14 protein-coding genes are annotated in these 15,672 nt (G+C 64.8%); 5 read left to right on the forward strand and 9 right to left on the reverse strand.

Features of this window, described 5'->3' with window-relative positions:
* Positions 1-76 precede the first annotated feature (76 nt).
* The 4 genes from ACN9MX_RS21465 (at position 77) to ACN9MX_RS21480 (ending at position 4,639) form a co-directional block, all read left to right on the forward strand.
* Positions 77-787: a Crp/Fnr family transcriptional regulator gene (locus ACN9MX_RS21465; RefSeq protein ID WP_363829098.1), complete on the forward strand. Its 711-nt coding sequence runs from the start codon at positions 77-79 to the stop codon at positions 785-787.
* Positions 788-844: 57 nt separating this feature from the next.
* Positions 845-1,042, forward strand: a complete 198-nt coding sequence (locus ACN9MX_RS21470) for a hypothetical protein (RefSeq protein WP_363736393.1) — start codon at positions 845-847, stop codon at positions 1,040-1,042.
* Between the two features lie 103 nt (positions 1,043-1,145).
* Complete coding sequence (locus ACN9MX_RS21475) at positions 1,146-2,636, forward strand: ATPase domain-containing protein (RefSeq protein WP_363736395.1); 1,491 nt, start codon at positions 1,146-1,148, stop codon at positions 2,634-2,636.
* Positions 2,633-4,639 (forward strand): hybrid sensor histidine kinase/response regulator, encoded by a 2,007-nt coding sequence (locus tag ACN9MX_RS21480; RefSeq protein ID WP_363829101.1) that lies wholly within the window; start codon positions 2,633-2,635, stop codon positions 4,637-4,639. The genes ACN9MX_RS21475 and ACN9MX_RS21480 overlap by 4 nt, the downstream gene beginning before the upstream one ends.
* A 63-nt stretch (positions 4,640-4,702) precedes the next feature.
* Here the strand turns inward: ACN9MX_RS21480 and ACN9MX_RS21485 are convergent, their stop codons facing one another.
* A complete protein-coding gene (locus ACN9MX_RS21485) occupies positions 4,703-7,231 on the reverse strand; it encodes an ABC transporter permease (RefSeq protein WP_363829104.1) in 2,529 nt (842 codons plus the stop codon).
* Entirely contained in the window at positions 7,228-7,947 is a 720-nt protein-coding gene (locus tag ACN9MX_RS21490; protein WP_414714646.1) for an ABC transporter ATP-binding protein, read from the reverse strand. The genes ACN9MX_RS21485 and ACN9MX_RS21490 overlap by 4 nt, the downstream gene beginning before the upstream one ends.
* Between ACN9MX_RS21490 and ACN9MX_RS21495 the strand changes: the two genes are divergently transcribed.
* Complete coding sequence (locus ACN9MX_RS21495; protein ID WP_363829106.1) at positions 7,946-8,647, forward strand: arylesterase; 702 nt, start codon at positions 7,946-7,948, stop codon at positions 8,645-8,647. The two genes, ACN9MX_RS21490 and ACN9MX_RS21495, sit on opposite strands and share 2 nt — an antisense overlap.
* Positions 8,648-8,724: 77 nt before the next feature.
* On the opposite strand, the gene ACN9MX_RS21500 is transcribed toward ACN9MX_RS21495, so the two are convergent.
* Genes ACN9MX_RS21500 through ACN9MX_RS21530 form a run of 7 tightly spaced genes read right to left on the reverse strand, consistent with a single transcriptional unit; the run spans position 8,725 to position 15,578 of the window.
* Entirely contained in the window at positions 8,725-9,699 is a 975-nt protein-coding gene (locus ACN9MX_RS21500) for an NAD(P)H-dependent flavin oxidoreductase (RefSeq protein ID WP_363736400.1), read from the reverse strand.
* A gap of 23 nt (positions 9,700-9,722) precedes the next feature.
* Complete coding sequence (locus tag ACN9MX_RS21505; RefSeq protein ID WP_363829109.1) at positions 9,723-10,505, reverse strand: enoyl-CoA hydratase-related protein; 783 nt, start codon at positions 10,503-10,505, stop codon at positions 9,723-9,725.
* Positions 10,506-10,507: 2 nt separating this feature from the next.
* Entirely contained in the window at positions 10,508-11,668 is a 1,161-nt protein-coding gene (locus ACN9MX_RS21510; RefSeq protein ID WP_363829112.1) for an acetyl-CoA C-acetyltransferase, read from the reverse strand.
* The gene (locus ACN9MX_RS21515; RefSeq protein ID WP_363829115.1) at positions 11,665-12,468 is read right to left on the reverse strand and encodes an enoyl-CoA hydratase/isomerase family protein; all 804 of its coding nucleotides are present in this window, start codon (positions 12,466-12,468) and stop codon (positions 11,665-11,667) included. The genes ACN9MX_RS21510 and ACN9MX_RS21515 overlap by 4 nt, the downstream gene beginning before the upstream one ends.
* Positions 12,465-13,226, reverse strand: coding sequence for a 3-hydroxyacyl-CoA dehydrogenase (locus ACN9MX_RS21520; protein ID WP_363829118.1), 762 nt, complete (start codon positions 13,224-13,226; stop codon positions 12,465-12,467). Before ACN9MX_RS21520 ends, ACN9MX_RS21515 begins: the two co-directional genes overlap by 4 nt.
* A gap of 27 nt (positions 13,227-13,253) precedes the next feature.
* Positions 13,254-14,438: an acetyl-CoA C-acyltransferase gene (locus ACN9MX_RS21525; RefSeq protein ID WP_363829121.1), complete on the reverse strand. Its 1,185-nt coding sequence runs from the start codon at positions 14,436-14,438 to the stop codon at positions 13,254-13,256.
* Positions 14,439-14,450: 12 nt separating this feature from the next.
* A complete protein-coding gene (locus ACN9MX_RS21530) occupies positions 14,451-15,578 on the reverse strand; it encodes an acyl-CoA dehydrogenase family protein (RefSeq protein ID WP_363829124.1) in 1,128 nt (375 codons plus the stop codon).
* Between the last annotated feature and the right edge of the window lie 94 nt (positions 15,579-15,672).

Below are 15,672 nucleotides of genomic sequence, written 5' to 3' on the forward strand. Positions count from 1 at the left end.
GCAAGAGAAGAAGCTGGCCGCCGACATTGGCTGCTGTTAAGTCTTGAGGCCGACCTCATGCCTTGGGACATGCCGGATGATCTTCGCCGACTTCCTTCGCAATCGTCGCCGCGAGCAGTTATCGGACCAGGATCTCGCGGCGCTGGAGGCCAGCGTGAGCCAGGTCCGGAAAGCCCATGCGCGACAGATCATCGCCCAGGCCGGCGAGCCGATCTCCTGCAGCACCTATCTGATGGACGGCTTCATCTGCCGCTATATGGACGACAGGAATGGCCTGCGCCAACTCGTCGCCGTCCATGTACCCGGCGATTTCGTCGACCTGCATGGCTATCCGCTCAGGCGGCTCGACCATGATGTCGCGACACTCGGCGCCTGCAGGATCGCTCTGGTGCCGCATGAAACACTCGACCGCTTGCTGCCCGAACGGCCCAATCTGACCAAGCTTTTGTGGTTCAGCACCCTGCTGGACGCAGCCATGCACAGGGAGTGGATATTCCGCCTTGGCAGGCTCGACGCCGTGGCGCGGATCGGCCATTTCTTCTGCGAGATGGAAGCGAAGCTGCGCGCGGTGGGCCTGAGCGACGGCAGCCGGTTCACCCTGCCGCTGACGCAGGCCGATCTGGGTGAGGCCTGCGGCATGACATCGGTGCATATCAACCGGATGCTGCGCGAATTGAGGGAACGAAAGCTGCTCCAGATGCAACGCGGCAAGGTCACGATCTTCGATCTCGCCGCGCTGCGGCGGCTTTGCGATTATGATCCATCCTATCTGTTCATAGGCGGCTGAGGGAACAACATCCGCCTGCGAAGCGTCCTGAACTGCCGAACAGGAAGAGGATGGTGCATGCCCCGCGACGGCGTATTTGATGAATCCGGCAAGGCCTATGCCGAGGAAGGACAGGTGATGCTGGACGGCCCCGACGGGGTCGCGATCAGCATGACGCCCGACGCCGCGGACGAGACGGGGCATGAACTTATTCGCGCAGCATCGGAGGCGCGGGAACAGATCGGCGAGATGAAGAGCGGCACGCCCGGCGGATGAGAGGATTCGGACGGATCGACTTGATCGAAATCAATCTGCAACGCATTCAGGGCCGCCGCGTCCCGTGATAATCGCCGATGCTCCTGATCTGAAAGGAGATGACGTGAAGACCCATTCGACCGAACAGGCTCTTTCCGGCGTGGATGGCTTTGACGACATCCTTTCGGGCGGACTGACCCGCGGGCGCGTCTTCCTGCTGGAAGGTAGTCCAGGTACGGGCAAGACCACCATCGCGATGCAGTTCATGATCGAAGGCGCGCGGCATGGCGAACGTTGTCTTTACATCACCTTGTCCGAAACAGAGGATGAAATGCGCGACAGCGCCGCATCCCACGGCTGGACGTTGGAAGGGGTGGACCTGTTCGAGCTGGTGCCGCCCGAAAGCCTGCTGGATGAACAGCAGCGGCAAAGCCTGCTCTATTCATCGGACCTGGAACTGGGCGAAACGACCCGCCGGATCTTCGAAGCGTTCGAACGGATCCGGCCCGACCGCGTCGTGCTGGACAGCCTGTCGGAAATCCGGCTGCTGGCGCAAAGCTCGCTGCGCTACCGCCGCCAGATCCTGGCGCTCAAGCATTTCTTCTCCAAGCAAAATGCGACCGTGCTGATGCTGGACGACCTGACGGCGGAGGTTTCCGACAAGACCGTGCACAGCGTCGCCCATGGCGTCATCCGGCTGGAGGAACTGTCCCCCGGCTATGGCCCGGAACGCCGTCGGTTGCGCGTCATCAAATATCGCGGTCGGCATTTTCGCGGCGGCTTCCATGATTTCGTCATTGCGCAGGGCGGCGTCCGCGTCTTTCCCCGGCTGGTGTCGGCTGAGCACAAGACCAGCTTCCGCCGGGACATGTTGAAAAGCGATTCCGGCGAGCTCGATGCCCTGCTGGGCGGCGGGATAGAGCGCGGTTCGAGCGTACTCGTCCTCGGCCCGGCGGGCACGGGCAAGTCGCTGCTCGCCCTCACCTTCGTCACGGCAGCGGTCGCGCGGGGGGAAAAGGCGGCGATGTTCGTCTTCGACGAGGAGCTGAGCCTGCTCTTCGACCGCGCGCTCGGCCTTGGCATCGACATGCGGTCCATGGTCGAAAGCGGCGACCTGATCGTCGAGCAGGTGGACGCGGCTGAACTGTCCCCCGGCGAATTCTCCCAACGCGTGCGCAATTGCGTGGAACGACATGGGGTGATGACCGTCGTCCTCGACAGCCTGAACGGCTATCAGTCCGCCATGCCGGAGGAAAATGCGCTCGTGCTGCACATGCACGAGCTGTTGCAATATCTCAACCGGCAGGGGGCGACGACCTTCCTGACGGTCGCGCAGCACGGGCTGGTGGGCGACATGAAGACGCCAGTCGATGTCACCTATCTGGCCGACACGGTCATCCTGCTGCGCTATTTCGAAGCGCTGGGACGTGTGCGCCGCGCCATGTCGATCATCAAGAAGCGCACCGGGTCGCATGAGGACACGATCCGCGAATTTCGCATCGGCTCCTACGGCATCCGTCTGGGCGAACCGCTGGTGGGCTTTCAGGGCGTGCTGCGCGGGGTTCCGCATTTCGTCGGCAGTGCGCCCGCGCTGCTGGAAGACGACAAGGCGTGATACCGCATCTGTCCGAACGGGCGCTCATTCTCGCTCCGGTCGGGCGTGACGCCGACATTGCGGCCTCGGTGCTGGCCGAGGCGGGATTGCGGACCCAGATCTGCCAGGATCTTTGCGCATTGTTGAGCGGCATCGACAATGGCGCCGGCTTCGCGCTGGTGACGGAGGAGGCCTTGCACAATCGCGACCTGCATCCCCTGGTCGGCTGGTTGCAGAACCAGCCCAAATGGTCGGATTTCCCGTTCATCCTGCTGACCCGCCGCGGCGGCGGGCTGGAGCGCAACCCATCGGCGGCGCGCTATCTGGAGGTGCTGGGCAACGTCAATTTCCTGGAGAGACCCTTTCACCCCACCACGCTGATCAGCCTGGCCCGATCGGCATTGCGCGGCCGGCGCCGGCAATATGATGCCCGTGCGCGGCTGGAGGAACTGCATCACGGCGCGGAGAAATATCGTTCCCTCTTCAATTCGATCGAAGCGGGCTTCTGCATCATAGAGATGATCTTCGACGAGGCGGGAAAGCCCGTCGACTATCTCTTTATCGAAACCAATCCCGCCTTTGCGCGCCAGACCGGCCTAAACGACGCGGTGGGCAAGAGGATGGGCTCGCTGGTGCCCGATCACGAACAGCATTGGTTCGACATTTACGGCCGGGTCGCCCGCACCGGAGAGGCCGTACGTTTCGAGGACGGGGCGGACGCGTTGGGGGGCTATTGGTACGATGTCTACGCATTCCGCGTGGGCGACCCCAAGGCACCCGTTGTCGCCGTGCTGTTCAACGACATCACCGAACGGCGCCGCATGGAGGCCGCCGTGCGGCGGAGCGAAGAGCGGTTGCGCGCGCTCAACGAGACATTGGAAGAGCGCGTGCAGCAGCGCTCGCATGAGCTGGAATTGGCGCAGGAGGCACTGCGCCAGTCGCAGAAGCTGGAATCCATGGGCCAGCTTACCGGCGGAGTCGCCCATGACTTCAACAATCTGTTGACGCCGATCGTGGGCAGCCTCGACCTGCTCCACCGGCGAGGACTGGGCACGGAGCGGGAGCGGCGACTGATCGAGGGGGCGCTGCAATCGGCCGACCGGGCGAAGATGCTGGTGCAAAGGCTGCTGGCCTTCGCGCGCCGGCAGCCTTTGCAGCCCACCGCCATCGACATAGGCGATCTGGTGCGGGACATGCGCGACCTGATCGTCAGCACGTCCGGCCCGCGCGTGCAGGTCGAACTGGCGGTGGCGGACGATCTGCCGGCGGCCCATGCCGACGCCAACCAGATCGAGATGGCTTTGCTGAATCTTACCGTGAATGCGCGCGACGCCATGCCCGATGGGGGGCAGCTTCGTATAGAGGTAAGCTGCGAAAGCATCGCCGCCGACAGCCGCTTCCGGGAAGGAAGATATGTCAGGCTGTCGGTGAAGGATACCGGCGTCGGCATGGATCAGCGGACCGCCGAAAAGGCGATCGAACCCTTTTTCACGACCAAGGGCGTGGGCCAGGGGACCGGCCTTGGCCTGTCGATGGTGCACGGCCTCGCCGCGCAGCTGGGCGGCGGCCTGACCATCGACAGCACCGTTGGCCAGGGCACGACGGTCAGCCTGTGGCTGCCGACCAGCGAGAGCGCGGCGACCAGGAATATCGCCGGTCCCGACGTCGATCCGGTCAAGCTCGATCATGGGACCGCTCTGGTGGTCGATGACGAGGATCTGGTGCGCGCAAGCACCGTGCACATGCTGCGCGAACTGGGCTATGACGTGCTCGAGGCGAGTTCGGCCGAACATGCGCTGGCGATCATGAAGACCGATCCGGACATCGACATACTGGTCACCGACCATCTGATGCCGGGCACCACCGGCACCGACCTTATCGAACAGGCGCGAGCGCTGAAGCCCGAAATCCGCGCCCTGCTGATTTCGGGCTATGCGGAGAATGCCGGCATCTCACCAGGGCTGCCGCGGCTGACCAAGCCCTTCAGGCAGGTCGATCTGGCTCGGAGCCTCGCCACCCTGTGAAGACCCCGTGGCAGGGAGGAACGATCACGGGGCTGGAGCGGCGGCTGTACCCGGACCCAAAGCTCACAGCGCCCGCAGCGCTCTTGCCGGCCGCACCGACATCAGCGGGATCGATCCCAGCAACCCGATGCCCAGCGTCAGCATTGCGCCCGCGCCCAGCGTGGAGAGTATCAGCAACCAGTCCGGCGCCCAGTGGAAGTCGAATACCCGCACGATCACGAACCACCCCGCCGCCAGGCCCAGCGCCAGGGCCAGCAGAGCCACGGTCCCGGCCAGCAGCGCATATTCGATCCCCTGTGCGCCCAATATCTGCCAGCGCGTCGCGCCCAGCGTCTTCAAGATCACGCCATCATAGGCGCGCGCCTGACGCGAAGCCGCGATGGCGCCGATCAGCACGGCGATCCCCGCCAGGATCGCGACCGATCCCGCCAGCACGATCGCCGCCGACATCTGTCCCAATAGGAGAGTGACCTGCGTCACCACCTCGCTCACCGCGATGATGGATATGGAGGGGTAGGCCGCCAGCAAGGCGCGCGTCATCACGCCTTGCGATCCGCCCTTCATCGTGATCGTCGCGGACAGGCTGTGCGGTGCGCTTTGCAGTGTATGGGGCGAGAAGACCATGATGTAATTGAAACCCATCGTCTGCCAATTGACCTGCCGCAGGGAGGCGATGCGCGCCTCTATCTCGCGCCCCAGCACCGAGACGGTGAGCATGTCGCCAATGCCGACGCCCATAACCTCCGCCGCCTGACGGTCCAGCGAGACAAGCGGCGGCCCGGCATAATCGCGCGGCCACCATTCGCCCTTCACCAGCTCTGAACCCTCCGGCAAGGTCTCGCTATAGGTGACGCCGCGCTCACCGCGCAGGAACCAGGCGCCCTCCGGCAACTGCTTGAGGTCCGCGACCCGCCGTCCGCCATAGGCGACGATGGTCCCTCTCAATGTCGGCACCATGTTGACCCTGGCGCCGGGCGCCTCCTTGCCGACCAGCGTCAGGAACCGATCCCTGGCCGCTATCGGAATGTCGAGCACGAACTGGTCGGGCGCGGTCCGGGGAACGGTGTTGCGTATCTCCGCGCTGAGGCTCGACTGGATCGCCGCCAGCGTCACGAACAGCGTCAGGCCCAGGCCCAGCGCCACCACCAGCGCTGAAGTCTGCGCGCCCGGCCTGTGCAGATTGGCGACGGCCAGCCGTGCCAGCGGGCGGCGTGGCGGGGGCAGGCGGCGGGCGATCCGCCGCACCAGCAGCCCGATCCCTGTCAGCAGCGTCAGCACGGCGGCGACCGCGCCCAGCATCGCCGCCGCGAACCACGGCTCCTTCGCCGTGCCGAGGGCCAGCGCAACGAGCGCAGCCCCCGCCGCGCCAACCGCAACCATGCTCGCGCGATCCAGGCCGCGCCGCCGGTCCACCACATCCCGGAACAGGGCGGCAGCCGGCAGGGTCCGCGCTCGCGCCAGCGGCGGAACGGTGAAGATGAAGGCGATCAGCAACCCGTAAAGCGCGCTGCTGATCAAAGGCCAGGGCGCTACGGCAAAACCGGGCTGCACCGGCAATATGTCCCGCATCGCCGTTGTCAGCGCCAGCGGCAGCACAATGCCCGTCGCCAGTCCGCACGCGATGGCAAGCAGCGCAACCGCGCCCACCTGCATCAGGTAGATGCGGGCGATGTCGGCGGACGATGCGCCCAGGATTTTCAACGTTGCAATGCCGTCCCGTTTGATCGCCAGATAGGACGCGACACCATTGCCGACGCCGATCCCGGCTATGGCGAGCGCGGCAAGTCCGATCAGCGACAGGAATTGCCCCATCCGTTCGAGGAAACGGCTGGTTCCCGGCGCTGCGCCGTCGCGATCCTTGATCTCGAACCCGGCAGAGGGAAAGACGCGCTTCAACCTGTCGGCCGCGGCGCCGGCATCGACGCCGGGCGCCATGCGGATGCGATATTTGCTCTCATACAGGCTGCCCGGCTGGATCAGTCCAGTGCGCCTGATGCCCTCCATCGACGTCAGCGCGACCGGCCCCAGGGTGAAGCCCTCCCCCACCCGGTCCGGCTCGTCCGAGATGATGTCGCGGATGCGGAAGGTCGCCGTGCCATAGCGCAAGCGGTCGCCCGGCCTAACGTCCAGCCGGTCGGCCAGCGCCTGTCCGATGACCAGTTCACCGGCGCGCATCGGCCCGGCCCATCCGCCTTTCAGCATCAGCGCGCCGTAAAGAGGATAGGCCGCGTCCACGCCCTTGAGTTCGGTCAGCACGGCGGACGGGCCCGCGCCTTCCGCCCGTTGCGCTCCCGCGCGCTGCGCCATGGCGCGCAGCCTGATCGTTTCGCTCACCACCCCGTCACGCCGGAAGGCCGCCTTCTCCGCCCTGCTCGCCTCGCGTTGCGACATCGCCACCTCAATGTCGCCGCCCAGCAGCAGCTGTCCCTTGCTCGCGATCTCGCCGGTGATCGCGGCGGTCAGGCCGCCGATCGTCGCCAGCGTCGCCACGCCCAGAAACAGGCAGACGAACAGCAACCGCAATCCCCGGAAACCGCGATGCAGGTCGCGTCGCGCTATCCGCCAGCAGGCGCCCCAACCCAAATCCGTCATGGGCGCCGATCCGCGACGATGCGCCCGTCGCGCATCTCCACGATGCGGTCGCACCGCTCCGCCAGCGCCGGATCATGGGTGATGATCACCAGCGTGGCGCCGTTCGCCGCCCGCCGGGCAAACAGCAGGTCGACGATGGCGGCGCTGGTCACACCATCCAGATTGCCGGTCGGTTCATCGGCGAAGATGATGTCCGGCGCCGGCGCGACGGCGCGGGCGATGGCCACCCGCTGCTGCTCGCCGCCGGAAAGCTGGGCCGGATAGTGATGCAGCCGGTGCCCCAGCCCCACAGCCTCCAATTCGCTCGCCGCGCGAGGGAAGGCGCTCGTGAATCCCGCCAGTTCCAGCGGCACGGCGACATTTTCCACCGCCGTCATCGTCGGCAGCAGGTGGAAGCTCTGCAACACGATGCCCACGCGCCCGCGCCTTGCCCGCGCCAGCGCGTCTTCATCCAGCGGACCATAATCGATCCCGGCAACCCGCACCTCGCCGCCGCTGGCACGCTCCAGCCCGGACAGGATCGCCATCAACGACGACTTGCCCGACCCTGACGGTCCCAGGATCGCCAGGCTTTCGCCCTGGGGAATGGACAGGTCCACGCCCTTCAAGATCAGGGTCGGCGCTTCGCGGGTGCCGAGCGAAAGGGTGACATTGCGCGCTTCAATCGCAATATGGACATGGGTGGACGAGCCGTGCATCAGCGAAAGGAACCCCATGAAGGCGGGAAGATGGTCGATATATGTGGGCGCCATGGCGATTGTGCAATTGCTCACCGCCTGTTCGGGCCAGCCCACGGGAAACCAAGGCACGGCACAGACGGCGGAGGTCCGGAACACCGCTGCCCCGGTTGCCGACGGCAAGCTGGTCGTCGCCTTCGGAGACAGCCTCTATGCCGGCTATGGCGTGGCCCAGAATGAGAGCTTTCCCTTCCGCCTCGAACAGGCGCTGAAAGCCGGGGGGCTGGCGGTTCAGGTCCACAATGCGGGCGTGTCCGGTGAAACATCCCTGGGCGGCATGCAGCGCCTTGCCTTCACGCTGGACGGGCTGCCGCGCAAGCCCGACCTGCTGCTGCTCGACCTGGGCGGCAACGACATGCTGCGCGGCTTGCCGCCGGAGGACAGCGAGAAGAATCTGCGCGCCATATTGGACCAGCTCAAGCAGCGGCATATTCCCGTGCTGCTGACCGGTATGATGGCCGCGCCCAATATGGGCAAGGATTATGGCGCGAAGTTCGATGCCATCTATCCCCGGCTGGCGAAGGATTACGACCTGCCGCTCTACCCCTTCTTCCTGGATGGCGTGATCGGTGATCCGAAGCTGATGCAGGCCGACTCGATCCACCCCAATCCTGCCGGGGTGACCATCATCGTCGGCAAGATCGCGCCGATGATCGCGGGCTTGCTGAAGGACGCCTAGGGAGAGACTAGGGGCAACCGGATTGGACCCAAGCCAATCCGGATTCTTCGCCCCCTTCTGCGCCCTGCCAGAGCCGGTCAGGGCCGCAGATAACCGGCGAGCCTGTCCCTGATGATCGCTTCGGCCTCTGCGACGATACGGGCGATCAGAGCATCGCAGGTCGGAATGTCGCGGATCAGCCCCTGAACCTGCCCGGCCCAGACGAGTCCGGCATCGACGTCTCCGGTCTCCAGTGCGGTACGTCCCTTGGCGCCCGATACCAAGGGACGGATATCTTCAAAGACCGCGTCTTCGCGCGTGCTGATCGAAACCACTTCGTCGGACACGCTGTTCTTTGCAACGCGGCCGGTGTTGTGGAATTTGCGAAAGATCAGATTGGTGGACCGCTCATCATTATCGACGATGAACTGCTTGATCCGCGGATGGATCGGCGCCTCCACGGTGGCGCAGAAACGCGTGCCCATGTTGATCCCCTCCGCGCCGAGCGCCAGGGCGGCGACAAGGCCGCGACCGTCGCCGAAACCACCGCTCGCGATCATCGGGATCCTGACCTTGTCGGCGGCGGCCGGGATCAGGATGAGGCCCGGAATGTCGTCCTCCCCCGGATGGCCGGCACATTCGAAGCCGTCGATCGAGATCACGTCCGCTCCCATGCGTTCTGCCGACAATGCGTGACGGACGGCCGTGCATTTGTGGATGACCTTGATCCCGTTCCCCTTGAAATCGTCTATATGCTCCTGCGGCTTATATCCTGCCGTCTCGACGATCTTCACGCCGCTGTCGATGATCGCCCTGCGATATTCGGCATAGGGGGGCGGGGACACGGACGGCAGGATGGTCAGGTTCACGCCGAACGGCTTGTCGGTCATGGCCCGGCACCGATCGATTTCGCGGCGCAGATCGTCGGGCGTGGGCTGCGTCAGCGCCGTCAGCATGCCCAAACCACCGGCATTCGACACCGCCGAGGCGAGTTCGGCCCGCCCGACCCACATCATGCCGCCCTGCACGATCGGATATTGAACGCCGATCAGGTCCGTGAAACGTGTACGCATATATTCTCCCTACCCCCTGCCGTTCAGCGGCCGCGCCATTTGCCGGCACGCTTTTCGACGAACGCCTGCATGCCTTCCAGCCTGTCCTCGGTCGCCGTCAGGATCTGAAAAAGTCGCCGCTCGGTAATCAGCGCCTGGGACAGGGTCGTCTCGAAGGCGAGATTGACCATTTCCTTGTTGATCATCGCGGCCATGGGCGGCATCGCCGCGATCGCCGCGGCAGTCTTGAACGCTTCGTCGATGAGCTGGTCGGCGGGCACGACACGGGTGACCAGACCCGCCCTTTCCGCTTCCGCCGCGTCCATCATCCTGCCTGTCAGGCACATGTCCATCGCCTTGGCCTTGCCCACGGCGCGTGTCAGACGCTGTGAACCGCCCATGCCAGGCGCCACGGCCAGCTTGATTTCCGGTTGTCCGAATTTCGCCGTGTCGGCCGCAATGATAAAGTCCGCCATCATCGCAAGTTCGCATCCGCCGCCCAGTGCGAAGCCGGCCACAGCGGCAAACCATGGCTTGCGCGCCGCGGCGACATGATTTTGCCACCCGGCGAAAAAATCCTGGAGGAAGAAATCGGCGCCGGATTTCTCGACCATTTCCTTGATGTCGGCGCCGGCGGCAAACGCCTTCGCGCTGCCGGTCACGATCAGGCATCTCTGATCGGGATCCCGTTCATATTCGGCGAACGCATCCGTGAAGTCGGCCAGAACCTGGCTGTTGAGGGCATTCAGCGCATCGGGCCGGTTCAATGTCAGCAGCGTCACGGCGTCGCGTCGTTCGACCAGGATGGTCTCATAAGTGCGGGGCATGATCACAACGCCTCCACGATGGTGACATTGGCCATGCCGCCGCCTTCGCACATGGTCTGAAGGCCCCACCGCTTGCCCTGCTGTCGCAGGGCGTGGATCATCGTCGTCATGAGCTTGGTACCGCTGGCGCCAAGCGGATGGCCCAGCGCAATCGCGCCACCCCTGGCATTGAGTTTCGCGGGATCGGCGCCCAGCGCCTTGAGCCAGGCCATGGGAATGGAAGCAAATGCTTCGTTCACTTCAAAGAGATCGATATCCTCCAGCGTCATGCCGGCCCTGGCCAGGGCCTTGCGCGTCGCGGGAATGGGTTCCTCCAGCATGATGACCGGGTCCCCGGCAGTGACCGCCAGGGAATGAATGCGCGCAATAGGGGTCAACCCATGGTCCTTCACCGCCTGCGCGCTCGCCACCAGAACCCCCGATGCGCCATCGGTCATCTGGCTGGCGTTCGCCGCCGTGATGGCGCCGCCCTCGATGATCGGCTTCACCCCGGCCATGCCCTCTGGCGAGGCATCGAAGCGCACGCCTTCATCCGTGTCGAAAATCGTGCCATCGACATGCACGGGCACGATCTCTTCGCGGAAGAGACCAGCCTTGATCGCGTCTGCCGCCCGCCTGTGGCTCTCCAGCGCGTAGCGATCCATATCCTCCCGACTGAAGCCATATTTGTCGGCTATCGCCTGGGCCCCATGAAACTGACTGAATTCGGATACGCCGTAACGGTCCAGTATCCGGCGGCTCCAGGGCCCCTGGCCCATTCCGGCCTGGGCATGCAGCGTATAATTCGATCCCATCGGCACGCGGGTCATGCTCTCGACACCAGCGGCGATGAGCAGGTCCTGCGTGCCTGACATCACGGCCTGCGCCGCGAAATGCAGCGCCTGTTGGGAGGAGCCGCATTGCCGGTCGATCGTGACTGCAGGCACGCTGTCGGGCAGGCCGGACGCCAGCACCATGTTGCGGCCGAGGGCGAAAGACTGCTCGCCGGCCTGGCTGACGCATCCGGCGATCACATCCTCTATCGCGGCGGGATCAATGCCGGACCGCTCCACCAGCGCGTCCAGCACCATGCCGCCCAGATCGGCGGGATGCACGCCCGCCAAGGCACCCTTTCGGCGCCCTCCTGCGGTTCGCGCCGCTGCGACAATGAAGGCATCGGTCATTTACTATTCTCCTGATGGAAATTCGGCGGACGTTTTTCGACGAACGCGGCAATGCCTTCTCGGCCTTCGAACGTCCGGGCGCGGGCGGCGATCGCGCGGCTTTCCAGTTCCATCTGTGTTTCCAGAGGTCGCGTGAAGGCATCGAGCAGCAGCGCGCGCGTCGCGCCGATCGCGCCCGTCGCGGCATTGCTCAGCTCCAGCGCAATGGCATCGGCCTCGGTCGCCAGGGTTCCTTCCGCGACCACGCGAGTGATGAGGTTCATGGCCGCGGCATTCTCCGCCGAGATCCTGGGGTTGCGCAGCATCATTTCCTGCGCCTTTCGCAGGCCGACCAGCCGAGGAAGAAGCCAGGTCGTGCCCCCGTCGGGCACCATGCCGATCGCGGTGTAGGCCAGGGTGATGTGCGCTGCGGGCTCCGCCAGGACAATGTCGCCCAGAAGGGCAAGGCCGACGCCCGCACCCGCCACGGGACCATTGATGGCGGTCACGACCGGCTTGTCCATGCGTGCAAGCCGGGCGATGCCCGAATGCAGATAGGCGGTAATTTCCTTCAGGAATGATGGCAGCGCATCGCCCGCCCCGTGAAATGCGGCCACATCGCCGCCGGCGCAGAACAGCCGGCCTGCCCCGCTGATCAAAACGCACCGCACGCCGTCATCCTCATCACAGAGGATGGCCGCATCCATGAAGGCGCGCGCCATCGGGATATCGATGGCGTTGCCGACCGCCGGCCGGTCGAGCGTGAGGCGCATGACGGCGCCGTCCCGCTCGACCCGCAGGCCATTGTGCGTCTCGGTCATCGCGGGGCCATGCGGATGGCGCCATCCAGCCGGATGACTTCGCCATTGAGCATCGGATTGCGGATGATGCTTTCGACGAGCTGCGCATATTCGGAAGGTTTGCCGAGCCGGCTGGGATGGGGCACCTGCGCGCCCAGGGCATCCTGGACATTCTGCGGAAAGGATTCCAGCATTGGCGTCAGGAAGATGCCGGGAGCAATCGTCATCACGCGGATCTTGAACTGGGCGAGATCGCGCGCCACCGGAAGCGTCATGCCAACCACGCCGCCCTTGGACGACGAATAGGCGGCTTGCCCGATCTGCCCGTCAAAGGCCGCGACCGACGCTGTGTTGACGATCACGCCGCGCTCGCCCTCGATTTCCTCCGCGGCGGCAAGCTGCGCGGCAAATTTCGAGATCATGTTGAAGGTGCCGATCAGGTTCACTTCGATCGTCCGGCGATAGATATCCAGCGCGTGCGGCACATTTTCCTTGCCGACGGTCTTCACCGCGGGCGCGATGCCCGCGCAATTGACCAGGATGCGCGCCGTGCCATGCCTCTCGGCAGCCCGGCGCAGCCCTTCGGCGACGCTTTCGTCCTCGGCCACGTTGACCTTGAAGAAGGCGCCGCCCAGTTCCTGCGCCGCTTTCTGGCCGACCTCCTCATTCAGATCGAAAATGGCGACCTTCGCGCCTGCTGCTGCCAGCATCCGGGCCGTCGCATTGCCGAGGCCCGAAGCGCCGCCAGTGACAATCGCCGGCATGTTCGTGAGATCCATATTCCTACTCCTTCAATCTGCTTCGGGTCACATCAGTTCGACGGCGATCGCGGTAGCTTCACCCCCACCAATGCACAATGAAGCTATGCCACGCTTCAACCCGCGATTCTGCAATGCTGCGAGCAGCGTCGCCAATATGCGGGCACCCGATGCGCCGATTGGATGGCCGAGGGCAGTCGCGCCGCCGTTCACGTTTAGCTTGTCTGCGGGAATGGAAAGATCCCTGGCGGCGATCATGGCGACGACCGCGAAGGCTTCGTTGATCTCGAACAGATCGACATCCCCGATGGACCAGCCCGTTTTCTCCAGCAGCTTGCGGATCGCCGGGACCGGGGCCGTGGTGAACTTTGCAGGATCGTGGGCATGTGCGGCGGTCGCGACGATCCTGGCGATGGCGGGCAGACCGTGCTTCACCGCGACGCTGGCACGGGTCAACAACAGGGCAGCCGCACCGTCGGAAATGGACGAGGCATTGGCGGCGGTGATCGTGCCGCCTTCGAGAAAGGCCGGCTTTAGTGAAGGAATCTTGTCGGGTCGGGCCTTGCCGGGCTGTTCGTCCGTATCGACAATGACGTCGCCGCCCCGGCCGGGCACGCGGACGGGCTCGATCTCATGCGCGAAAGCGCCGCTTGCGATGGCATCGGTCGCGCGGCTGAGCGAACGCAGCGCATAATCGTCCTGCTCGGCACGCGAAAACTGATATTCGCGGACGGCGTCCTCCGCAAAGGCGCCCATGGGCTTGCCCGGCGCATAAGCGTCCTCAAGGCCGTCCATCATCATCGTGTCAATGACGCGATCATGACCGATGCGTGCACCGGCGCGATGTTTTGGCAGCGCATAGGGCGCGTTGCTCATGCTTTCCATGCCGCCCGCAACGATCGCTGCCGCTGCGCCCGAGGCAAGCGCCTCCGCCGCCATGATGACCGCCTGCATGCCTGAGCCGCACATCTTGTTGACTGTCGTCGCCTCCGCTGACTGGGGCAATCCGGCGCCAAGCGCCGCCTGTCGCGCCGGAGCCTGCCCCAGGCCCGCGGGAAGGACGCAGCCCATATAGACCCGATCGATCATGGAGCGTTCCATGCCGGATCGCTCGACCGCAGCCCTGATCGCGGCAGCGCCCAGTTCCGTGGCCTTCATCCCGGACAACGCGCCCTGGAAGCCGCCCATCGGCGTGCGCGCATAGCCAAGGATCACGACGGGGTCGTCGGTCATGTTTTGTACCTCCTAGAGTGAGCGGGCGATGACCATCCGCTGAATATCGGACGTTCCCTCGTAAATCTGGCATACGCGGACATCGCGATAGATTTTTGCGACGCCGAATTCCTCAAGATAGCCGTAGCCGCCCAAGGTCTGGAGCGCGCCGGAAACGACGGTTTCGGCGGTCTCCGACGCGACCAGCTTCGCCATCGACGCCTCGGCAAGGCATGGCAGATGTCCATCTTTCATCGAGGCGGCATGCAGGACCAGCTGCCTGGCCGCCTCCAGCTTCGCGGCCAGGTCGGCCAGCCTGAAACCGACGGCCTGATGATCTATGATCGGCTTGCCGAAACTCTTGCGTTCCTTGGCATAGCCGATCGCGATGTCGAGAGCGGCCTGCGCCATGCCGATGCATTGCGCGGCAATCCCTATCCTGCCCGCTTCCAGATTGGCCAGCGCGATGCCATAGCCCGCGCCTTCCGCACCCAGCCGCAGGTCATCGGGCACGAACAGATCATCGAAGCGGATCGCGCATGTATCGGACGCGGCCTGGCCCAATTTATGTTCGACCTTGTCGACCGCATATCCCTTGCTGTCCGTAGGCACGATGAAGGCGGTGATGCCGCGCTTGCCTGCCGCCGGATCGGTCACGGCATAGACCATGGCAATACCGGCGATGCGGCCGGACGTGATGAACTGTTTCCCGCCGTTGAGGACATAGCCGCCCTCCACCTTCACGGCCCGCGTCCGGATCGCCGACGCATCGGAACCCGCGTCGGTCTCCGTGAGGGCAAATGCGCCGATCAGGCGGCCGGCGATCAAGTCAGGAAGGAAGCGCGCCTGCTGCGCCGGCGTGCCGTCCTTCAGCAAACCCGCGACGATCAGGCTGTTCTGGATGCTGACGATGGTCGAGAGAGCGCCGTCAGCCGCAGCGATCTCCATCAGCGCCAGTGCATAGGATATATAGTCGGCCCCTGCCCCGCCCACGGCTTCGGGCGCGGTCATGCCCATCAGGCCCAGGGTCGCCATTTCTTCAAAGAGGCTGTCGGGATAGGCTTTGGCCGATTCGAATGCGAAGCTGTTGGGCCTGATCCGGTCCTGTGCGAATGCCCGCACCGCGTCCCTGATCGCGCTCTGAGTTTCGTTCAATAGCATATATGCTCCACTGGATGGCCGGAAGGCCTATTGCAGGAAGATCGCGCCGCGCGGTTCGTCCGTTTGAACGTGTGCAGCATTGAGGATTGCGGCA

Origin of the sequence: Sphingobium sp. R-21 (genome assembly GCF_049913335.1) — a bacterium.
GTDB lineage: Bacteria > Pseudomonadota > Alphaproteobacteria > Sphingomonadales > Sphingomonadaceae > Sphingobium.

Bases quoted from the DNA above. Each gene is read 5' to 3' on its own strand.
- ACN9MX_RS21470 (WP_363736393.1), top strand. From the start codon at position 845: ATGCCCCGCGACGGCGTATTTGATGAATCCGGCAAGGCCTATGCCGAG.
- ACN9MX_RS21465 (WP_363829098.1), top strand. From the start codon at position 77: ATGATCTTCGCCGACTTCCTTCGCAATCGTCGCCGCGAGCAGTTATCG.
- ACN9MX_RS21530 (WP_363829124.1), bottom strand. From the start codon at position 15,578: ATGCTATTGAACGAAACTCAGAGCGCGATCAGGGACGCGGTGCGGGCA.
- ACN9MX_RS21495 (WP_363829106.1), top strand. From the start codon at position 7,946: ATGAAGGCGGGAAGATGGTCGATATATGTGGGCGCCATGGCGATTGTG.
- ACN9MX_RS21510 (WP_363829112.1), bottom strand. From the start codon at position 11,668: ATGACCGATGCCTTCATTGTCGCAGCGGCGCGAACCGCAGGAGGGCGC.
- ACN9MX_RS21505 (WP_363829109.1), bottom strand. From the start codon at position 10,505: ATGCCCCGCACTTATGAGACCATCCTGGTCGAACGACGCGACGCCGTG.
- ACN9MX_RS21515 (WP_363829115.1), bottom strand. From the start codon at position 12,468: ATGACCGAGACGCACAATGGCCTGCGGGTCGAGCGGGACGGCGCCGTC.
- ACN9MX_RS21520 (WP_363829118.1), bottom strand. From the start codon at position 13,226: ATGGATCTCACGAACATGCCGGCGATTGTCACTGGCGGCGCTTCGGGC.
- ACN9MX_RS21525 (WP_363829121.1), bottom strand. From the start codon at position 14,438: ATGACCGACGACCCCGTCGTGATCCTTGGCTATGCGCGCACGCCGATG.
- ACN9MX_RS21490 (WP_414714646.1), bottom strand. From the start codon at position 7,947: ATGGGGTTCCTTTCGCTGATGCACGGCTCGTCCACCCATGTCCATATT.
- ACN9MX_RS21500 (WP_363736400.1), bottom strand. From the start codon at position 9,699: ATGCGTACACGTTTCACGGACCTGATCGGCGTTCAATATCCGATCGTG.
- ACN9MX_RS21485 (WP_363829104.1), bottom strand. From the start codon at position 7,231: ATGACGGATTTGGGTTGGGGCGCCTGCTGGCGGATAGCGCGACGCGAC.